A 19808-nucleotide genomic window follows, 5' to 3' on the forward strand; every position below is an offset into this window, starting at 1 on the left:
CCAAGGGCTAGGAGCAACACCATGTCGACCGAAGTGAACCAGTCCAAACGCTATTCAAAGCGACGCGAGCATATATTGACCGAGGCGCTTCGTGTTTTTTCGGAACGTGGGCTGGAATCCACAGGGATCAAGGAAATCGCGACAAGTCTGGGTCTGACGCATCCGGCGCTGTACCACTATTTCTCGTCCAAGGAGCAACTCGTCTACGAGGCGGTGGAAAAGGCAATTCTCGATGAGATTGCCGCGATGGAAAAGGCAGTAGAAAATCTCCCGTCACATCCCGCACTGCAACTCTATTCCCTTGCTCGCGCACAGGTTTTCCATGAATTGGACGACCGCGCTTACATTCCTTTTGTGAATGCTTTCCTATACGGTCCGCTCCGCAATGCCGCAAAGCTGAGTGAGGAGCAGCGCGATGATATCCTCAGGTTGCAGCGGCGCATCGTCGGTCTTTACCGAGATGTGGTCGTCGCCGGACAGAAGTCCGGTGAATTCGCACCCGGTTCGCCGACCATGGCGGCATTCGGCATTCTCGGCATCTTGTCCTACACTGTCTTCTGGTTCCATCCCGATGGCCAGATGAGTGCCGAGGCGGTCGCCGAGGTTGTTGCGGCCCAGGCCGTACGTTCAGTCAGCCGGCTTGTCGACGCGGAAGGACAGGCCAGTTCCAAGCTCCTCAGATAGATATTGACAACTATGTAAAAAATGAGAAACTGATCGCATCGTGGGAACAAAAAAAGGGGAACCTTACCATGAAGCGACTGATTATCACTGCTACCGCATTCAGCCTCCTTGCGAGCACGGCGCTTGCAGAGGTCCAGGAAGGAAAGTTCAAGGTCGTGGGTACTTGGGGCACAGGCGCCATGTATCCGGAGCACGAGGCGCCGTTGTGGAGTAAGGCGTTGCCCGACGCCTCGGGTGGCAAGCTTGTCGCCGAGATCCAGCCCATGACCGATCTGGGCCTTAAAGGCTTCGAAACCGTCAAACTGCTCCAGACAGGTGTCTATGACGCTGGTTTTGGCGCCTATTCCTACATTGCCTCGGGAAATCCCGTATTCGAGGGTATCGACCTCGCTCTTGCATCCGGAAGCGGAGAGGAGAACCGCCGGCTTGTCGAGGCTTATGAGCCGGTCGTCGCCGAGGCATTCGAGCGCATCCATGGCGTGAAACTTCTGGCGAGCTATCCGTTCCCTGCGCAGATCCTGGTTTGCCGCGACGCCTTTAACGGCCTGGCGGAGCTCAAGGGGCGCAAGATTCGCGTCTACTCTACGACACTGGGCGACATGGCCGAAGGATTGGGTGGTGTGAGTGTCACGATCCCGCTTGGTGATGTCGTGCCGGCGCTCCAGCGCGGTGTAGTCGATTGCGGCATTTCCAGCGGTATCAGCATGTACACCGCGAAATGGCAGGACGTCGTGAAGTACGTGTACGAGACGCCGGTGTCCGCCGGCATCGCCTTCCTTGCCATGAACAAGGACAGATGGAACAAGCTCAATCCCGAAACGCAGGCGGTGATTGAAGCGGAAGTCGCCAAATTCGTGGATGGCGCTTGGGCCGCTTTGGAGGACTCGCAGATCCAGGGGGTGGCCTGCCTCACAGGCCAGGGCGAGAAATGCCGCTACGGCGAGCCTGCCAAGATGCAACTCGTGAAGGCGACGGACGCCGACGAAACGATCAGGAAGCAGCTGCTCGCCGGGTTTGTTCTGAAGCGGTACGCCGAACGCTGTGGTGACGAATGCACCGCGCGCTGGAACGAAACCGCCGGTGCGGTGGTCGGCGTCGACGCGAAACCGTAATCGCGCCAGACACAATCCAAAAACCACAAATTGGGAACATCAGCGATGTTGGACCGAATCCTGCTTCGCGGGCATAGCACGCTTGAGCGCGGCGCCCGCATTCTTGTCTGGGTGTGCGGGGGCGCCCTCATCGTGATGTCGTTCGTCATCACCGTCGAAGCCCTTATGCGCAAGTTTCTCAGCCACTCGTTTGGCGGCGTGGACGAAATTACTGCCTATGTTTTCGCAATCACGACGACCCTCGCGTTGCCATTCGCAATCCTGCAGCGCGCAAATATCCGGATCGATATACTGCGCAATTTTTTTCCCGCCTCCGTGCGCGCTGCAATGGACATTCTTTCCTGGGCTTCCTTCACGTTCGTCTTTGGTCTGATCGCCTATCGCGCCTGCGGCCTTGCGTGGCAATCCTGGCAGGAGGGAGCCCGGTCAATCACGCCTTTGCGCAGCTACCTGGCTATTCCCCAGGGACTTTGGGCTCTGGGATTGGTCGCCGCACTGATCGCGTCGCTTTCAGTGGCGGTTCGCTTTATCGGGCTGGTTCGATCCGGAAGGGTGCAAGACGCCGCGGCGCTGCTGTCGCCCACCGATGAGGTGGAGCAGGAGCTTTCCCACATCTCCGCACTCGCCGCGACGTCAACCGGCAGCCGCAAGATCGGAGAAATGTCATGATCACGGCCACTATCTCCATTTTGCTGGGAGCGCTCGCCCTGTCGATCTCGGTCGCCGCATCGCTGGGCGTTGTCGCCTTCGCGCTGATGTGGTTCTTTACGTCCGCGCCACTTGACAGGATGGTCGGCGAGGTCGCGTGGCAAGCCATGTCCTCGGACACGCTTGTCGCCATCCCTTTCTTCATCCTGCTCGGCGAGCTCCTGCTGCGCGCGGGTATCGCCGAACGAATGTACGGCGCGCTGGTCGAATGGCTGTCCTGGCTTCCGGGCGGCACGATGCATGCTAATATTGGGGCCTGCGCTCTCTTTGCCGCATCGTCCGGCTCAAGCGTCGCGACCGCCGCGACGATTGGAACGGTGTCAATTCCGGAAATCGAAAAGCATGGATACAGCCAGCGCCTCTTCCTTGGTTCGCTGACGGCCGGCGGGACGCTCGGAATACTTATTCCTCCCTCCGTATCGCTCATTGTCTACGGTGCGCTCACCGAGACCTCCATCCCCCGACTGTACATGGCAAGCATGCTTCCGGGAATCGTTCTGGCCGGATTATTCATGCTGCTGATCGCCGGCATATGCATCATGCGCCCGGCGGCTGGCGGACGGCCGGTCAAAACCTCATGGAAGAGCCGCATCCGTGCGATTCCTGATCTGTTCCCGCCGCTTTTCATCTTCGCACTGGTCGTGATCACGATCTATGTCGGAATCGCAACGCCGACGGAAGCCGCAGCCTTCGGTGTCGTGGGAGCCTTGGGGCTTGCCGCGATGCATGGCCGAGTGACGACTGCAATGCTGACCGAAGCGATCGAGGGCACCATGCGCACGACAGCCATGGTCACCGCTATCATTATGACTGCGCTGTTGCTGAACTTTGTGATGACCTTCCTCGGCATCTCCCGGCAGATTGTCGACGTCGTGGTCGCCCTCGATCTCAGCCCGACGATGCTGATGCTCGCCATCGTCGCCTTCTACCTCGTGCTCGGCTGTTTCATGGAGGGCTTTTCAATCCTCCTGGTGACGGTTCCGATCATCGTCCCGATCGTTGTCTCGCTTGGCTATGACTCCATCTGGTTCGGCGTCGTCCTGACCCTGCTGCTGGAGGCTGCGCTGATCACGCCTCCGATTGGCATGAACCTCTATGTCGTGCAGGGCGTGCGCAAGGGCGGGCCGCTCAGCGACGTCATCATGGGATCGCTGCCGTTCGTCGTCATCATCTTTCTGATGATCCTGATCCTGATGGCTTTTCCCAATCTGGCCCTGTGGCTGCCGTCAATTGCCTTTGATTCCTAGGAGAAATACATGCGTATCGATCTATCCGACCGGACATCCCTCCAACAGCACCTCGGCAAGGAAATCGGCCGATCCGGCTGGCACATCATCAGCCAGATGGACATCGACACATTCGGCCGGCTTACCAAGGACGTTGATGCCATGCACATGGATCCCCTATGGGCGCGCGATCACAGCCCTTACGGCGTGACGATCGTCTACGGCTTTCAGACCATTTCCATGATGACCGCGATGATCAACGAGATTCTGAAGCGGGGTTCCACCGAGGCCTACAAGCTCAACTACGGCTTCGACCGAGTCAGGCTTATGGCGCCGGTCCCGGTCGGGGCTTCGATCCGCGGCATTGCGAAGCTCAAGAAGATCGAGGATCGCGGGGAGAGCCGATTCCTGGTCACGATCGAGATGACGGTGGAGGTCGAGGGAAAAGAAAAGCCTGCTGCCGTCGCCGATTGGCTGTTCATGGTGGTCAACGGCGACGAATCGGAACGTCGCCCTGAAATGGCCGGCGGCGCGAACCGATGAAAAGGATAGGCTTTCTCGCTTATCCCGGCGTCGAGGAGCTCGACCTGACAGGGCCATGGGAAATGGCCACGATGTGGCGGACTTATGCCGGCGGCCCCGATTGTCTGGTTGTCGCTGCGGAGAAAGGCTCGGTCAGGTGCGCGAAAGGCCTCGAGATCGTTGCGGAACATGATTTCGAGACCTGTCCATCGCTCGATGCTCTGGTGGTTCCCGGAGGGTTTTCCGCCTTCGACGAGATGGGCAATGAACGTCTCGTCGGCTTCGTTCGGGATCACGGCGGCGAGGGCAAGAATATCCTGTCGGTCTGTTCCGGCGCATTCATCCTGCTGGCCGCCGGTCTCCTCAAGAACCGCAGGGCGACGACGCACTGGAAGGTCCTGGACCGACTGCGTGAGGCCGGTGTCGACGTGGTCGAGGAGCGTTTCCTCCGTGACTGCAACGTCTGGTCCAGCGGCGGTGTATCTGCCGGGATGGATCTGATGCTGCATTTCATCGCCGAGACAGCCGGTGCGGATACGGCCGGCGAAGTCCAGCATAACGCTGAATATTACCCCACGCGCAGGCTCTACGGGTCGGCGCACCTTTCTTCGGGCATGCCCGCCTATATGAAAACCCTGTGAGGTCGTCATGAGTACGTCGCCTACCAAGAATGTTGTCGGTTACACGGACCCGATCGCCGTGATGGCGGGAGAGACGTTACGGATCAAGGTTTCTACGACCGCCAAGCAGGTGCGTCTCGGCGTCCGCAGGATCGAAGGCGCCTTCTGGTCGTCCGAGGTCGGACCGAAGGTGAACCTCGGGAATGCCGAAGGTTTCGAAGACACGGTCTTGGCGGGGGAGCATCACAAGGCGCCGCTTGGCTCCTATGCGACGGCTCCGGTGGCGGAGGCCCTGCGCGTTTCCGCGACCAAGACATTCGGCCTCCTGTTTATGCCGACCCTCATGGGGCGGCGGCAGACAATCGCGCGGTTCTATGACGCGGATGGAACCGATCTCGGCGGTGTGTGCCTCGAGGAGGATGGACATGTCGCTATCGTCGATGCGAAGGACGCGGCACTGTTGCGCGCCGGGTCTGCGCTTGAACGTGGTCGCTGGACGGCAATTGCCGTCACGTTCGCACAGCCGGAAGGAGGGGCCGTTGTGGCGATTGCCCCGCTTCTCGGGAATGTCAGCGTGGCCAGCGCGGAACGCCAGCTTGACGGGCTGGAAAAGGCATATTCCCTGTCGCTCGGCGCGCGCATGTCTGGCAGTCTCCCCTGCGAGGCCGTCGACGGGCGTGTCGCCGACCCAGTGCTCGCGTCCGCGGACGCCCGGGATATCGCATCGGCACTGGCCGGCGGCCCTGAGGGGTGGCGGCGTTTAACACATGACCATGGCGCGGCGACAATCCATTCGCGATGGGACTTCTCGCTGTTCCCGGAACGCGATCGCGTCATCGACGTCGGACCTGCGCGCTGCGATGCCGTCTTGGTTAACACACCGACCCGTGCGATCACGGGCCCATTCTGGGATGGCAGCGTCTTTGACTGGCGTCAGCGGCCGGGGCACTACAACGCGGTTCACTTCCATTCCGACGACCTTGCCGACTGCGGGTGGCCGGACGCGTTGGCGCTGGAGATCCCTCAGGGTTGCGCCTCAGGGCTCTATGGTATCTCGCTCGAGACCGATAGCGGGTCGGACGTGGTCCCCTTCGTGGTCCGCGCGCGTCATGCTTCCAAGGCACCTGTCGCCCTCCTCCTTCCGACGTTTACCTATCTGTCCTACGGCAATGCGCCGAAAGCGATGCGGGGACCGGACCACGGGATCACCTTCTACCCCGACGAAGCACCTATCGATGGACATCAGGGATTTGGTCGGTCGCATTATGACCGGCACAAGGACGGTTCGCCGGTCATGTTATCCTCTCGTCTACGGCCCGTGTTGTCGATGCGCTTTGCGAGCCTGCCGTGGGGTATCGCCCCCGACACATGGCTGCTTAGCTGGCTCAGGCAACAGTTCGGCCAGGTCGACGTGCTCACTGACGAAGACCTGCACCGCGAAGGGACCGAAGCCCTGGCCGGACATCGGGTTGTCGTTACCGGGAACCATCCCGAGTATTATTCGGCGGAAATGCTGAATGCGCTCGACGCCTATTGTGACGGCGGCGGTCGGCTGCTCTATCTCGGCGGCAACGGTTTTTACTGGCGTGTGAGCGTTTCAGACCGTGTCCCCGGCCAGATCGAGGTGCGCCGCACCGAAGACGGCACCCGTGCATGGATCGCCGAGCCGGGCGAAGGTCACCACATGATGGACGGAGGCTATGGTGGGCTCTGGAGGCGACTTGGCCGGCCGCCCAACCGGCTGGCAGGAGTAGGCTTCGCAGCGCAGGGGTTCGATGAGAGCGGGTATTACAAGGTCAATCCGGATGCCCGTTCAGGGCCAGCCGCCTTTGCACTCGACGGAGTGGGCGACACGTTCGGACGCCACGGCTGGCTCGGCAACGGCGCAGCCGGTCAGGAAGTCGATCGGGTGGAGCGCCGTCTTGCGCCTGAGGCAGATGTTCACCTGATCGCGAGCAGTTTGGGCCATCCCCAGTCCATGCTTCGTACCAAGGAAGAAATGCTGTCGACAGTACTTCCCTTTACCGATCCGAAAGCGCGGTCGGACATCGCGATCAGGTTTGCCGGCCGATCTGGGGCGGTCTTTTCCGTCGGATCCATGACCTGGGTCGGGGCGTTGCTCGATGGTGGTGACCCGGCTGGCCGCAACGACGTCGTCCGGATGACGGCGAATGTCATTAACCGATTTCTCGATCCGGCGCCGTTTCGCGCAGACCGGTAGGCAAGAACCAATTGATTGAACCATCGGGCTCTCGGAGCGGGAGCCAGACGACGAACCGTTGGAAGAGAAGACAAATGAAACTCGGATCATTGGTTGCCATTACCGTCGCAGTGGTCTTGGCATTTGCCGCGCCGCTTGCAGCACAGGAAAGAGGCGGTGCGCTGAAAGTCGCGCTTTTTCCCGAACCGCCGACGGCTGTGGCCGGTCTGTCCGGCCTTGGCTCCGCCAGCATTGTTTCCAGCAAGATCTATGAGGCGCTCGTCAAGTTCGATTTCGAGCTGAAGCCGCAGCCTTGGCTAGCGAGTTCCTGGGAAAAGTCCGACGACGGGCTGATCTGGACCTTCAACCTCGTGGAAAACGCCAAATGGCATGACGGAAAACCGTTCACGGCCGCTGACGTCGTGGCCTCATACCAAGTGTTCTCAGTGGAGAATGATCGCCTGAAACTGGTCGCTGACAAGGTGAAGAAGGTCGAGGCGACGTCGAAGCACCAGGTGCGGTTTACGCTTGAGGAGAGCATCCCATCCTTCATCTACATGCTGAACTACGGCAACCTGCCGATCATACCTGCTCACCTTTATGCGGGCGGAAATTTCCGGGAAAATCCGGCCAATTCCACACCGATCGGAACGGGGGCGTTCTACATCAAGGAATGGAAGAAGGGCAGCTTCATCCATCTGGCCCGCTTCAACGACTACCGCGACGGAACGAAACCCTATCTCGACGACCTCTACTTCGTGATCATTCCCGACGCTCAGGGCTGCGCGGTCGCCTTTGAGGAGGGCAGCGTGGATGTTGTTTCGGCATCCAATCTCGAAGGCTTCGACGTCTCGCGACTTGCAAGCCTGGATGGTGTCAAATCGACCACAAAGGGCTGGGAGATGCTGGCTCCGCACGCCTTCTTGTGGATCAACACGCAAAAGGTGCCCCTCGACGATGTCAAACTGCGCCAGGCGTTGAACTATGCACTGGACAAGAACTTCGTCCGCGATGTGGTTTTCAGCGGCCTTGCAACGCCGCCACGCGGTGCATTCGATTCGCGGACGCTCTTCTTCGATCCGTCCGTCAACGCGTACGAATTCGATGTTGAGAAAGCGAAGGCCCTCGTTGCCGCGTCGTCCTACAAGGGCGAAGTACTGAGGCTTAGCACCGCACCCGTCGGCTCCGCCTGGGCGCGCCTTGCCGAATATGAAGTGCAGGCTTGGAAGGAGATCGGCCTCAATGTCGAACTCGACACCAATGACGTGGGTGGCTATCTGAAAAAGCTCGGCGAGCGCACTTATGATCTCGGTAATATCTATCTCTACCAGTATGGTGACCCTGCGGTCGGTGTGACGCGAAACTTCTATTCGCGCAACGACGTTATCGGTTCGCCATGGAACAATGTTGGCCGCTATTCCAATCCCCGATTGGACGAGTTGCTCGCGAAAGCCGACGCCGTGGGTGACGCCGCCAATCGCTCCGCACTCTACGCCCAGGCCCAGAAGATCATTGCCGACGATGCCGTCCAGGTTTGGACGGCCGAGCTTCAGTTTCCCACGCTATACCGTGCAAGGGTCCGGGACCTGATCACCACAGCACTTGGTCTCAGCGACAGCTTCGAGAATGTCTGGATCGAAAAATAGGTGCCAGTTCGGCCGACCGGCGCGTCAGCCGGTCCGCCGGGTCGCGCCCGGAGTTGACGCCATGCTCAGGACTGTCCTGTCCGAATTCGCCAAGCGCATTGTCGTGATCCTTGTCGTAATCACCGGAACGTTCCTGCTCGTCAGGGCGGCGCCAGGCGATCCAGCGGCCTTTATCGCCGGTGAGGCAGCTTCGGGTGATCCCGCATACATCGAGCACCTGCGTGCCCAGATGGGCCTTGATCAGCCGTTGCCTGTTCAGCTCGGCTATTATCTGAGGGACGTCGCGAGCCTCGACTTGGGTAAGTCCTATCGCGAGGGTCGGCCCGTGTTCGACATGATCGCCGAACGTCTTCCCAATACACTCATCCTGGCGGGTGCGGCCTTTATCCTTGCGCTGTTCATGGGCACGGCGGCAGGTTTTGTCGCCGCCATCCACCGTGGCCGGTGGATCGATCGACTGATCGGCCTAGGCTCCGTTCTGTTCTTCTCCTCGCCGTACTACTGGGTCTCCCTCATGGCGATCCTGCTCTTTTCGGGCAAGCTGGGATGGTTCCCGTCGCATGGCACCGAGACGATCGGGGCGGGCTATACCGGGATCGCAGCAATTCTCGACTACCTGCATCACCTCGTCATGCCGGCCATGGCTTCGGCGCTGTTTACCATGGCTCTCTATACGCGCCTCGTTCGAGCATCGATGATCGATACAGCCAATGCCCTCTTTGTAAAGGCCGCACATGCCAGAGGCATGGCGCCGGCAAAGATCTGGTTTCGGCATGTGCTGCGCACCTCGTTGCTGCCGATCACGACGATGGCGGGCGTTCAGGCTGGACAGCTTGTCGCCGGAACGATCCTGACAGAGACGGTTTTTGCATGGCCTGGCATCGGCCGTCTGATGTACGACGCACTGGGTTCACGGGACTACAATGTCGTGATCGGGGTCTTCATCGTCACCTCGACAATCGTGATCCTGGCCAATCTTCTGGTCGACCTCCTCTACCGGTTTGTCGACCCGCGAACCCGCAGCGCCTGAGGACCGAGCCGATGCCGATCTGGAAATCACTTCTTTCACGGCTCGACGCCGTGCTTGCGCTCGCATTTTTGACTGCAATCGCTCTAGCGGCGCTGTCGGCGCCGATCGTTTTCCCCGACGGGCCTTGGCGCATGGTTGCTCGTCCCCTGATTGCACCATTCACGGACATGACGCACCCGCTTGGAACCGATGCACTTGGGCGAGATCTAATGGCGTCGCTCATGTTTGGGGCGAGAACATCGCTGGCGATTGGCCTCGTTTCGACTTGCGTGGCAATCGTCGTCGGCACGAGCATTGGGGCCGTTGCTGGTTTCGTTGGTGGTCGCGTCGACAGTGCCCTGATGCGCAGCACGGAGATGTTCCAGACCGTGCCCAGCTTTGCGCTTGCAATCTTGCTGGTCGCCATCTATGCGCCGTCGACTTTTTCCATCATGATCGCGATCAGCGTCGTCAGTTGGCCGCCCGTTGCCCGGTTGGCGCGTGCTGAGTTTCTCTCCATGCGCAGGCGCGAGTTCGTTCAGGCGGCCATGCTCTCCGGGCAATCGAGCCTCCGCGTCGCGTGGTCTCAGATACTCCCCAACATCCTGTCTTCACTGACCGTCATGGCAGCGCTGATGGTGTCGATGGCGATACTGTTCGAGAGTGCGCTGAGCTTCGTTGGTCTCGGGGACCCGAAGGTCGTCAGTTGGGGATATTTGATCAGTGCCGGGCGTGGTGTCATGTCGCAGAGCTGGTGGCTCACCTTCCTGCCAGGACTTGCGATCATGTCGACGATCGTCTCGATCACTACCCTGGGTGATGCGATTGGCGACAGCCAGGATCCGTATTTCGAGCGGAGGGAATCCAAATGATGCCTGGTCTCGTCCTTGACGTTCGCGAACTCGTCGTAAGCCTCGGACAGCAAGAGACGCCCATTGTCGAAAATGTCAGCTTCTCTGTCGAGGCTGGGAAGACGGTTTGCCTTGTAGGTGAGAGTGGATCGGGCAAGTCGATGATCGCCAATGCGGTGCTTGGCCTTCTGCCGAGCACGCAATTGAGGATCACCGGAGGCGATATCAGATTCCGAGATGACAGCGTGCTCGGGCTGGCCAAGACCGCGATGCGTGACCTGCGTGGGAAGCGGATCAGCATGATCTTCCAGGATCCGATGTCCGCGCTCAATCCGGTGAGAAAAATCCAGACGCAGTTCAACGAGGTGTTCTCGGCCCATCGCATCGAGCCGCAGGGTGGGCGCGACCTTCGCATGCGTGAACTGCTCGATATGGCGCATCTTCCGGACCCTCGCCGCATCCTCGATTCCTACCCGTTCGAGCTGTCCGGAGGTCAGCGCCAGCGCATCATGATCTCAATGGCAATGGCGCTCAATCCGGATCTCCTGATCGCAGACGAGCCGACGACCGCACTCGACGTGACGACGCAAACGCAAATTCTTCACTTGATTGAAGAATTGCAGAGGAGTTTCTCGACGGCGGTCCTCTTCATCACCCATGATTTCGGTGTCGTCGCCGAAATTGCCGATGATGTCGTGGTCCTGCGCCAAGGCCGTATCGTCGAGCAGGGGAGGGTCGGGGATGTGCTCAAGGATCCCCGGCACGATTATACGAGGGCGCTCATCGGCGCGGTACCGGCGTGGAGGCCGCGATCCGGTGGGCTGCAAGCTGCGCCGATCATATCCGCGCGCGCTCTGCGCAAGACATTCAAAGGCCATTTCACCGCGCTCGACGATGTCTCGATTGAGCTCGCGGCCGGAGAGACCCTTGGTATCGTCGGTGAAAGCGGGTCGGGAAAATCGACCTTCGCGAAGTGTCTGATCGGTATGGAGGAGCCCGATTCCGGGGCAATTGCCGTCCATGGGACAGACATCGTGCCTCTTCCGCGGTCCCTGAAACGCCGATATCGGCATTGCATGCAGATGGTGTTTCAGGACCCCACGGCAGCCCTCAATCCGCGTCACACGATCGGTCGGACGCTCATGGATGTTGCCCGGGTGAACGGTTCCGCGCGAAGCGCAGAAAGGGACAGGGCTCTTTGTCTTCTCGACGACGTGCAGCTTGACCGCAGGTTTCTCGACCGGTTTCCCCACGAACTTTCGGGAGGCCAGCGCCAACGCGTCTGCATAGCCCGCGCCCTCGCTGCCAACCCAGAGGTATTGATTGCTGACGAGGCTTTGTCGGCACTGGATGTATCCATGCAGCGGGAGATGCTGGACTTGTTCGACGACCTGAAGAAGAAACGTGGTCTGGCGATCCTCTTCATCACACACGATCTCAGAGTTGCTGCCGAGATCTGCGACAACGTTGTCGTGATGCAGAACGGCAAAGCCGTGGCTAAGGGTACACCCGTGGAGGTCATGATGGCGGGTCGGCATCCATATGTCGATGAACTTCTGACAGCGATACCGGGCCAAGACTGGTTTCCAGTCGGGTCGATTTCATCCGGTGATCCGCGGCCGGACCTTGTATGCACCTGATGGTCGGTGTTGATCAGAGAGTTGCCTTTAACCGACAATCGGCGCTGTAGCCTGACACTCCGCAGCGCGCCAAAGGCCCGCAGACCAATCATTATTGTTCCGCCATCCAGGTAGGGCAAATCTGCAACAGATACGGGATCCTGACGAAATGAACACCTCGTTTAGAAATTCGATTGCGGCGATGCTCCCTGACCTGATCGAGTGGCGACAAGATTTTCACCGCCATCCTGAGCTGATGTATGATTTACCGCGCACCGCGGGACTTGTGGCCGAGCGGCTTCGCTCATTCGGCTTCGATGAGGTGATCGAGGGGATCGGCAAAACCGGTATCCTCGGCATATTGCATGGCTCGAGCGGGCCGGCGGCATCGAAGGATAAGCGCGTCCTGTTCCGGGCGGACATGGATGCTCTTCCGATTGAAGAGGCCTCGGGTGCGGCGTATTCGTCCGCTGTTGCGGGACGGATGCATGCCTGCGGCCATGATGGACACACCGCTATTCTGTTGGGCGCCGCAAGGTATCTCGCTGACACACGAACATTCGATGGGACACTCATCTTCTGTTTCCAGCCGGCGGAGGAAGGTCAGGCGGGCGCGCAAGCCATGATCGATGACGGCATGCTCGAGCGTTTCCCGGTCAAGGGAGCTTACGCGCTCCATAACTGGCCGGGGATGCCGGTCGGTGAATTCGGTGTCATGCGGGGTCCGGCGATGGCGTCGGCCGATGGCGTCTTCATCACCGTTCAGGGTGAGGGCGGACATGCTGCGCAGCCGCACACGACGCGCGACCCGATCGTGGCTGCCGGCCACATCATCAGTGCCGTACAGACGATCGTCAGTCGCGTGGTGGATCCATTTGAACAGGCGGTGGTTTCTATCACAGCGATCAACGGTGGCGACGCTTTCAACGTCATTCCCGACAAGGTGGAGATGAAGTGCGGATTCCGGTGTTTCTCGGAGAAGGTTGCGGCCACGATCGAAGAAGAGCTTTGGCGGATCTGCGAGAAGACCGGCGAAGCGCTCGGCGTCAAAGTGACAGTCTCGAGACCACCCCTCACGCCCTATCCTCCAACAATCAATCACACGACGGAGACCGAGATCGCGCTCGACGCCATGCGCGCAGTGGCCGGTGCCGACAAGGTGAGGGACGATCTGAAACCAGTTATGGGCTCCGAAGATTTTGCCTTTATCTTGCGGCAGGTGCCGGGTGCTTATGTTCTTCTCGGTAACGGATGCTCCGCCGCTCTTCACAACCCCGGATACGACTTCGCCGATGATGCCATTGGCTATGGAGTCGCGTATTGGAGCGAACTTGCAGCGAGGGTCTTGCCGAAGTGATCCATGTCGACTGCTGTGTCGCATAGCAACTTTGGTCCCGGCTGCTATGATCTCGGCGCTTCAGATTGATTTGGCTATGAGTGATCTCGGCTTGCGGGGTTGTCGAAGCCCACGATCTGAGCGCATCGGCGCGGGTGCATGAGTCGGAACTCCTGGTCAATCACTCTTGTCGCTGCGCGATGAAGTCCGGCCCCAGGTCGGCCACGGTCGACGTGTAGGTGACCGCCGGGAGGCGTCGTCTCAAACCCACTGCGGAAGCTGCGAAATCCCCAAATCTCCCATATGCTTCCACCCTGGTCGCCGGTGCTGGCATGCAGGCCGCGGTCAGCGGGTCGAATACCTTGACCGCGGCAGCACATGTCAGGCTGCGACGGCGGACGCCGGCGCGTCTTGCCGCTTCCGGTACCGGATCAACTCCTCGATGGTGATGATGGGAAGGTCGTGAAGGCGGCAGAACTCCAGAAGTTCCGGCAGCCGTGCCATGGTACCATCGTCATTCGCCACCTCGCAGATCACGCCGGAGGGTCGACGGCCCGTAAGACGCGCTAGATCGACGGCGGCCTCCGTGTGACCCGGACGGCCGAGCACGCCGCGGGGATGTGCCCTGAGGGGAAAGATGTGGCCCGGCCGGGCAAAGTCTGCCGGTGCCGACGTCTCGTCCATCAGCGCCCGCACGGTCGCGGCCCGGTCGGCGGCGGAGATTCCGGTGGTCGTGCCGTGAACATAGTCGACCGACACCATGAATGCCGTCTTCAGGTATTCCGTGTTGTCGGGGACCATCAGCGGAATGTCGAGCGCGTCGAGGCGCTCGCCCTCCATAGCCACACTTGGCGAAGTCACAACGGAAACGCGCGGAAATTTGCAGGCACAACTGAATAGGGATTAGAACAAAAATTTCTCAGTGTGCTCGTCACCCGCGCCACAGGCTATGATCGCCTTGCGACGATCATCTGCGGTCACGGCATTGTGACGTAGAGAAGTAGGTCCTAACGATGACGTGTTTGAGACCCCTCACCATGCCGCCTGCGAGTGGCCTCCGGAAAGAGCAAGACGTGCGTCGTCACTGGTTCATCATGAGCTGCGCGGTCCGGGCTGTGGTCACGGGACCGGATACAAGCCTCATGAACTTCTGGAAATCGACGGCCGGATGGCGAGATGCGTAGATCACGTCGCGGCTCTTAATCGGGAAATTCTGTCCGATGATGAGGCTGTCGGCAACCGACATGTCGAACCGATAGACGATCGGGTACTTGCCTTCCTTGTTCGGCGCCATGCCCTTCGAGAGAAGGTCGTGGAACCGTTCGGGACCAAGCAGGTCCGAGACAATCTCCGGCTCTTCGTAACGGAAGACGAAATAGCCTTTCGCGTCGATACGTTCGTCGCTTCCGCCTCCAGCCAGGGCGATCGCCTCGAGGAGGTTTACGTCGTTCGCACCGAACGGAATACGTCCGTTCTTCCAGACTTCTCCGAGTGCAGTGAACGTGCGTGGATCCTGAGTGACGAATATCTGATCCTTCGGCTGTACGTAGATGTTTTCCGACGGATTATCGACGATCGATTGCAGCAACGCGGTACCGGTCTTGTTGCCACGCGTAAGCGTCACATAGGATTCATAGGGTTGGGCAGCGGGACCGCCGGCCTTGGCGATCACCTCCATGATGGTCTCGCCCGAAAGCCCCAGCGGCACCATTGAAGGCTTGCCCACGGCGCCGGAGACGGTCACGTTTCGAGATGCAGTGCTGGCACTCGTCACGATCACGTCGGGCTCGACAGCCTTGTTGACAAGTGCACTCAGGACGGCCTGACGGGCCTGTTCCAATGTGCGGCCGGCAAAGACGACCTGCCCGACATAGGGGATCGCAGCCTTTCCGTCCGGTTGGACGACGATATCAATATTCGTCTGCTTGGAATCCGAGGTCGAAAACAGGCCGTCGGAGCCCGCCTCGAAGATCGTCACGCGCAGCTGGTCGCCGACGCCGATCACCGCGCTCTTCGCACCGCCACCGATGCCGAAACGTCGCTTGAGAAGGCCGACGGAAAAGTTCGCGACGGTCCTCGCAGTGCGTGCGTCCACGTCGACCACTTCGAACACTGCGGCGTTGGGCCGGTGCGACTCAGCGATGGATCTTCCGGATTGTGCATTTATGTCCGCTGCCAATGGACCTGCGCCGGGAAGAGCCTGACAACCTGCCAGGCCCGCACAAACAACCACCACAACAATACGTTTCAAACCAAAGTCTCCCGACAAAGACCACCCGAAGGCAGACTGCGTTCCCATAGCATAGGAAAATTCGCCATTTCCAGCCGGGAAGCACAAATAAGAATGCACAACTAACATTTTGTGAGCGGCCGTATCCTCAAAGCCTCTTGTCATTAGCGCTTTTTCCGATGAGTCGAAAACGCCCTTCGCCGACGCAATGATGATTGTGCCGGACTTCGAGTGCCCCACCCGAGTTCGAAAGTCGCGCTCAACCATGCGCGCAGCTCCGAAGTTCTGGATGTCTCCGACTGGGATGTAGCGGCCGAAGCCGTTACGAAACCGTGAAGACGACCCGCGCCCCTGTGTCTTCACGAGAATCGAAGCGGCAGTCTTCTCAGGTATTCGAGCTTCGAATCGAGGAGTTCACGCTGCGGCAGAGCCCGGCAACAAATCTCGTCGACGACTATCTCGCCACGATTTGAGCTGATGCCGGCGGGGCTGCCGTCTTCTGATGGTGGTCCTGCCCGATCCACCACGTCCCGAGTGCATCAAGGAGAGGCACGAGGGTCGTTCCGGCGGGCGTCAGGTCGTATTCCACACGGAGCGGATACCCGTCGAACGCCGTTCGCTCGACGATACCCGCATCTTCGAGCTTGCGCAGTTCCAGGGTGAGGATGCGGTGCGAGACAGTCGGATTGTCACGCCTCAGATCACTGAAACGCTTTGTGCCGTCCTTCAGGTAGTAAATGAGCAAGGTTGGCCAGCGTCCGCTCAGCACCTGCATCACTTCTTCGATCGGGCAGCGCGAAACAAGGTTCTTCATGTCGGGGCTCCGGCGTGGTGACAAAAATGTGCGTAATTTACATGGGCAAGGGTAGGCCGTAGATCCACATTGCTGCGCAGCGTGATCAACAGAAATCACGGAGAAGAACGTTGGAACCTATTCTTGTTTATGGCTTTCCCCTCGGGAGCTCGATGGGGCTCGTCGCGGCCCTCGAATGGCTGGGAAAACCCTATCGGCTCTGCCGGGTCGATATGCTCGGCGTGATGCGCAACCCTTCCTACGCCCGGCTGAATGCACGACACGAGACGCCAGCCCTCGTCACCGACGACGGTCGGGTCATCACCGAGACCATGGCGATCGCTCATTGGTTTGCGGCACGCGACACGGAGTGGCGTATCAGCTTTGATCCGAGGTCGGCTGAGGCTGATCGCATGATGCAGTTGATGGCCTTCATCAATACCGGCTTCACTGCGGCCTTCAGCCCGCTTTGGGCCGCACTCGAGATGGACCCTCGGGACCCGGTGCTGCAAGACGCCTTGAGGCGGTGGGGCCGTGAGGCTGTGATCGCACGGCATGACAAGCTCGAGGCGATGCTGGGCGACAGCCCCTATCTCCTCGGAGATCACCCGACACTGGCCGATGGCGTCTTCGTCGGCGTTGCCCGCTGGGTCGATTTTCACGAGGTCGCACCAGCAAGCCGGTGGCCCCGAATCGAGACGCTCCGCCGTCGGCTGGAGGCGGATCCAGCGGTGCGCTTTGCAAGTGCGCTCGAAAGGGGTGATGCTGCTGCGGGATCCGGCGCCCTGCAAGGACATATTTCACTTGCGGAAGTGACCGATCGTTTCGGTCGCGGTTAACGAATGCAGGTCGGCCAACGCCGATCTGCTACTTCCATAGCTTTCGGTCTGGCGCGCGATCGTGTCGCTGGTCGTCCGCGCAGGGCTAGGAAATCAGCCGCGCGATCATGGGCCTAGCTCCTTTCCTCGAGCCTGGAGAAGGCGGCGAGCACCGTGCGTTCGGAGCGTTCGAGATAGGCTTCGAGCGCGCGTGCAGCGTCGGCGCATTTCCCAGCCTTCAACTGCTCCAAAATCGCCGCGTTCAGGTCGACGTAGGGCGCATGAAGAAACTCCGGATCGTCAAGAAGTCCGAAACTCAGGCGCAGTTCGGCGGCAATCTGACCATAGAACGCATTGAGACGCGTGCTGTCGGCGAGGTCGACGATCGCCGCATGAAACGTCATGTTGGCACTGCCGACGCCGACCCAGTCCTTCGCCTCGCGGCATTTCAGGGCGGTCTCGACAGCTGCGTGCATGCGTTGGACGGCCGGATGTTCCGGATAGGCGCGTTCGAGCGCCCGACATTCGATCAGCCGGCGGACCCGGTAGATGTCGATGATCGACGCCATGCTCGGTGTGGAGACGAAGACGCCGCGGTTGGGCTCATGCCGCAGCAGACCTTCCTTGGTGAGGAGACGGAACGCTTCGCGAAGCGAGTTGCGCGACACATCGAAATCGTCGCTCAATGCAGCCTCCGACAGGCGTTGGCCGGGCTTCAGCTCGCCGCCGATCAGGCGCACACGGATCTGTTCGGCAAGCCGTTGTGCTAGCGTCAGTGCTGGATCGTGATGTGCCATTGGCCCCTTTCGGCGCGCCGTGTGTTCTGCTGTTCCCGAGAGGCCGTCCGTTCCCGGATCCGGGCAACGGCGTGTTGCCGGGTGACCCCATGGGCCAATATCCCCGAAGAAGGAGGAGAGGCAAGGTCCCCTTCGCGGGAGCGGCAAATATGCGCAGCAGAAGGGCAGGTTCTGCACATATCCACACCACTGCGCTCAACAGAATGGCAGAATGATGGAATCAAAAAAGAAAATTGTTCAACAATCTTGACAGAATTGTGAAACGCGGCGACGCTGTCCCTGTCGCATACAGCAGACCTGCCGGCCTCCACGCTTCAGGCGGGCCATAATCATAAGGAGAGGGTTCATGGAACAGCATTCGATATCCCCAGGTAGTGCGGCTCCGGTCGAAGACGCGTCGTCTTCCGCTCCCGCCAGCTTATCGGCCAAATCTCGTCGCGCCTCGCTCACCGCGGCTATCTTCCTGATGGCGACTTCGGCCATCGGACCCGGCTTCATCACCCAGACGGCCACCTTCACGTCCAAGCTCGGCGCCGCCTTTGCCTTTGCGATCCTCGCCTCGATCGTCATCGATTTCGTGGTCCAGCTCAACGTCTGGCGGATCGTGACGCTGACGCGCATGCGCGCCTCCGAGATCGCCAATGCAGCCATTCCGGGAACCGGCTACGCTCTCGCCGTGCTGGTCATCGTCGGCGGACTCTTCTTCAATATCGGCAATATCGGCGGATCCGGGCTCGGCCTCAATGCCATGCTCGGCATTGACCCGAAGCTCGGCGGGGCGATCAGCGCGCTGATCGCGATCGGCATCTTTCTCTCAAAACGTGCGGGCGTCGCCATCGACCGGCTGATCATCGTCGCCGGCGTCATGATGATTGTACTGACGCTCTACGTCGCCATCGTCTCTGGGCCGCCGGTCGGTGACGCGCTCTACCAGACCGTCCTGCCGGCCACGATCGATTTCGCCACGATCACGACGATCGTCGGCGGAACGGTCGGCGGCTACATCACCTATTCCGGGGCACACCGCCTGCTCGACAAGGGAACGGTCGGCATCGAAAATCTCGGCGCCGTGAACCGTGCCGCACTCTCCGGCATCGCAGTGACGGGCCTCATGCGCTACGTGCTCTTTCTCGCGATCCTCGGCGTCGTCGCAAGCGGTGTCGTCATCGATGTTTCCGGCAAGGGCGCCAACCCCGCGGCGCAGGCCTTTGAGGCTGCCGCCGGCACTGTTGGCCTGCGCATCTTCGGCCTCGTCCTGTGGTTCGCCGCCATTACCTCCGTCATCGGCGCGGCCTATACCTCGGTCTCGTTCCTCACGGCCTTCAAGCCCGACATCAGCGAGCGTGCCCGCAACCTCGCGACGGTCGCCTTCATCGCCGTATCGCTCTTCTTCTACATCGTGATCACCACGCCGCCGGCGCAGATGCTGGTCTTCGTAGGCGGTCTCAATGGCCTCATCCTGCCGATCGGCCTTTCGATCTTCGTCTATGCGGCCTGGGCGCGGTCGGACCTGATGGGCGGCTACCGCTATCCGCGCTGGTTGCTTGTTCTCGGTGCGGCGGTCTGTGCGCTCACCTGGTACATGGGCTACAAGTCGATCGGCCCGATCTTCGCGCTTCTCACGGCAACCGCATAAG

The 19808-nt window shown here is 60.2% G+C and carries 17 protein-coding genes and 1 pseudogene; 14 read left to right on the forward strand and 4 right to left on the reverse strand.

What is annotated here, in order from left to right; genetic code table 11:
* Positions 1-21 precede the first annotated feature (21 nt).
* The 12 genes from H4I97_RS21540 (at position 22) to H4I97_RS21595 (ending at position 13554) form a co-directional block, all read left to right on the forward strand.
* On the forward strand, positions 22-684 hold the full coding sequence (locus tag H4I97_RS21540) for a TetR/AcrR family transcriptional regulator (RefSeq protein ID WP_182307775.1): 663 nt from the start codon (positions 22-24) through the stop codon (positions 682-684).
* Positions 685-752: 68 nt separating this feature from the next.
* Positions 753-1796 (forward strand): TRAP transporter substrate-binding protein, encoded by a 1044-nt coding sequence (locus H4I97_RS21545; RefSeq protein ID WP_182307776.1) that lies wholly within the window; start codon positions 753-755, stop codon positions 1794-1796.
* 45 nt (positions 1797-1841) lie between these two features.
* On the forward strand, positions 1842-2465 hold the full coding sequence (locus H4I97_RS21550) for a TRAP transporter small permease subunit (RefSeq protein WP_182307777.1): 624 nt from the start codon (positions 1842-1844) through the stop codon (positions 2463-2465).
* A complete protein-coding gene (locus H4I97_RS21555) occupies positions 2462-3751 on the forward strand; it encodes a TRAP transporter large permease (protein ID WP_182307778.1) in 1290 nt (429 codons plus the stop codon). Before H4I97_RS21550 ends, H4I97_RS21555 begins: the two co-directional genes overlap by 4 nt.
* A gap of 9 nt (positions 3752-3760) precedes the next feature.
* On the forward strand, positions 3761-4273 hold the full coding sequence (locus H4I97_RS21560; RefSeq protein WP_182307779.1) for a MaoC/PaaZ C-terminal domain-containing protein: 513 nt from the start codon (positions 3761-3763) through the stop codon (positions 4271-4273).
* Positions 4270-4893 (forward strand): DJ-1/PfpI family protein, encoded by a 624-nt coding sequence (locus tag H4I97_RS21565; protein ID WP_182307780.1) that lies wholly within the window; start codon positions 4270-4272, stop codon positions 4891-4893. Before H4I97_RS21560 ends, H4I97_RS21565 begins: the two co-directional genes overlap by 4 nt.
* A gap of 7 nt (positions 4894-4900) precedes the next feature.
* A complete protein-coding gene (locus H4I97_RS21570; protein ID WP_182307781.1) occupies positions 4901-7093 on the forward strand; it encodes a N,N-dimethylformamidase beta subunit family domain-containing protein in 2193 nt (730 codons plus the stop codon).
* Between the two features lie 74 nt (positions 7094-7167).
* A complete protein-coding gene (locus H4I97_RS21575; protein ID WP_182307782.1) occupies positions 7168-8718 on the forward strand; it encodes an ABC transporter substrate-binding protein in 1551 nt (516 codons plus the stop codon).
* 61 nt (positions 8719-8779) lie between these two features.
* A complete protein-coding gene (locus tag H4I97_RS21580; protein WP_182307783.1) occupies positions 8780-9748 on the forward strand; it encodes an ABC transporter permease in 969 nt (322 codons plus the stop codon).
* An 11-nt stretch (positions 9749-9759) separates the two neighbouring features.
* The gene (locus H4I97_RS21585) at positions 9760-10599 is read left to right on the forward strand and encodes an ABC transporter permease (RefSeq protein ID WP_182307784.1); all 840 of its coding nucleotides are present in this window, start codon (positions 9760-9762) and stop codon (positions 10597-10599) included.
* The gene (locus tag H4I97_RS21590) at positions 10599-12218 is read left to right on the forward strand and encodes a dipeptide ABC transporter ATP-binding protein (protein ID WP_182309028.1); all 1620 of its coding nucleotides are present in this window, start codon (positions 10599-10601) and stop codon (positions 12216-12218) included. Before H4I97_RS21585 ends, H4I97_RS21590 begins: the two co-directional genes overlap by 1 nt.
* A 148-nt stretch (positions 12219-12366) precedes the next feature.
* The gene (locus tag H4I97_RS21595) at positions 12367-13554 is read left to right on the forward strand and encodes a M20 aminoacylase family protein (RefSeq protein ID WP_182307785.1); all 1188 of its coding nucleotides are present in this window, start codon (positions 12367-12369) and stop codon (positions 13552-13554) included.
* 360 nt (positions 13555-13914) lie between these two features.
* On the opposite strand, the pseudogene H4I97_RS21600 reads toward H4I97_RS21595, so the two are convergent.
* From H4I97_RS21600 to H4I97_RS21610, 3 genes and pseudogenes are all read right to left on the reverse strand, one after another.
* A pseudogene (locus H4I97_RS21600) lies at positions 13915-14379 on the reverse strand (3,4-dihydroxy-2-butanone-4-phosphate synthase); the annotation flags it as partial.
* Between the two features lie 235 nt (positions 14380-14614).
* Positions 14615-15784, reverse strand: coding sequence for a polysaccharide biosynthesis/export family protein (locus tag H4I97_RS21605; protein WP_182309029.1), 1170 nt, complete (start codon positions 15782-15784; stop codon positions 14615-14617).
* A gap of 433 nt (positions 15785-16217) precedes the next feature.
* Positions 16218-16577, reverse strand: coding sequence for a winged helix-turn-helix transcriptional regulator (locus H4I97_RS21610; RefSeq protein WP_182307787.1), 360 nt, complete (start codon positions 16575-16577; stop codon positions 16218-16220).
* A gap of 110 nt (positions 16578-16687) precedes the next feature.
* On the opposite strand from H4I97_RS21610, the gene H4I97_RS21615 reads away from it, so the two are divergent.
* Entirely contained in the window at positions 16688-17395 is a 708-nt protein-coding gene (locus H4I97_RS21615; RefSeq protein WP_182307788.1) for a glutathione S-transferase family protein, read from the forward strand.
* Between the two features lie 113 nt (positions 17396-17508).
* Here H4I97_RS21615 and H4I97_RS21620 read toward each other — a convergent pair whose 3' ends face one another.
* The gene (locus tag H4I97_RS21620; RefSeq protein ID WP_182307789.1) at positions 17509-18171 is read right to left on the reverse strand and encodes a GntR family transcriptional regulator; all 663 of its coding nucleotides are present in this window, start codon (positions 18169-18171) and stop codon (positions 17509-17511) included.
* Positions 18172-18517: 346 nt separating this feature from the next.
* On the opposite strand from H4I97_RS21620, the gene H4I97_RS21625 reads away from it, so the two are divergent.
* On the forward strand, positions 18518-19807 hold the full coding sequence (locus tag H4I97_RS21625) for an NRAMP family divalent metal transporter (protein WP_182307790.1): 1290 nt from the start codon (positions 18518-18520) through the stop codon (positions 19805-19807).
* Position 19808: the final 1 nt, after the last annotated feature.

The sequence above is a fragment of the Ciceribacter thiooxidans genome, assembly GCF_014126615.1.
GTDB classification, from domain to species: domain Bacteria; phylum Pseudomonadota; class Alphaproteobacteria; order Rhizobiales; family Rhizobiaceae; genus Allorhizobium; species Allorhizobium thiooxidans.

Bases quoted from the DNA above. Each gene is read 5' to 3' on its own strand.
- H4I97_RS21540 (WP_182307775.1), top strand. From the start codon at position 22: ATGTCGACCGAAGTGAACCAGTCCAAACGCTATTCAAAGCGACGCGAG.
- H4I97_RS21550 (WP_182307777.1), top strand. From the start codon at position 1,842: ATGTTGGACCGAATCCTGCTTCGCGGGCATAGCACGCTTGAGCGCGGC.
- H4I97_RS21620 (WP_182307789.1), bottom strand. From the start codon at position 18,171: ATGGCACATCACGATCCAGCACTGACGCTAGCACAACGGCTTGCCGAA.
- H4I97_RS21625 (WP_182307790.1), top strand. From the start codon at position 18,518: ATGGAACAGCATTCGATATCCCCAGGTAGTGCGGCTCCGGTCGAAGAC.
- H4I97_RS21555 (WP_182307778.1), top strand. From the start codon at position 2,462: ATGATCACGGCCACTATCTCCATTTTGCTGGGAGCGCTCGCCCTGTCG.
- H4I97_RS21560 (WP_182307779.1), top strand. From the start codon at position 3,761: ATGCGTATCGATCTATCCGACCGGACATCCCTCCAACAGCACCTCGGC.
- H4I97_RS21580 (WP_182307783.1), top strand. From the start codon at position 8,780: ATGCTCAGGACTGTCCTGTCCGAATTCGCCAAGCGCATTGTCGTGATC.
- H4I97_RS21585 (WP_182307784.1), top strand. From the start codon at position 9,760: ATGCCGATCTGGAAATCACTTCTTTCACGGCTCGACGCCGTGCTTGCG.
- H4I97_RS21545 (WP_182307776.1), top strand. From the start codon at position 753: ATGAAGCGACTGATTATCACTGCTACCGCATTCAGCCTCCTTGCGAGC.
- H4I97_RS21595 (WP_182307785.1), top strand. From the start codon at position 12,367: ATGAACACCTCGTTTAGAAATTCGATTGCGGCGATGCTCCCTGACCTG.
- H4I97_RS21570 (WP_182307781.1), top strand. From the start codon at position 4,901: ATGAGTACGTCGCCTACCAAGAATGTTGTCGGTTACACGGACCCGATC.
- H4I97_RS21565 (WP_182307780.1), top strand. From the start codon at position 4,270: ATGAAAAGGATAGGCTTTCTCGCTTATCCCGGCGTCGAGGAGCTCGAC.
- H4I97_RS21575 (WP_182307782.1), top strand. From the start codon at position 7,168: ATGAAACTCGGATCATTGGTTGCCATTACCGTCGCAGTGGTCTTGGCA.
- H4I97_RS21590 (WP_182309028.1), top strand. From the start codon at position 10,599: ATGCCTGGTCTCGTCCTTGACGTTCGCGAACTCGTCGTAAGCCTCGGA.
- H4I97_RS21610 (WP_182307787.1), bottom strand. From the start codon at position 16,577: ATGAAGAACCTTGTTTCGCGCTGCCCGATCGAAGAAGTGATGCAGGTG.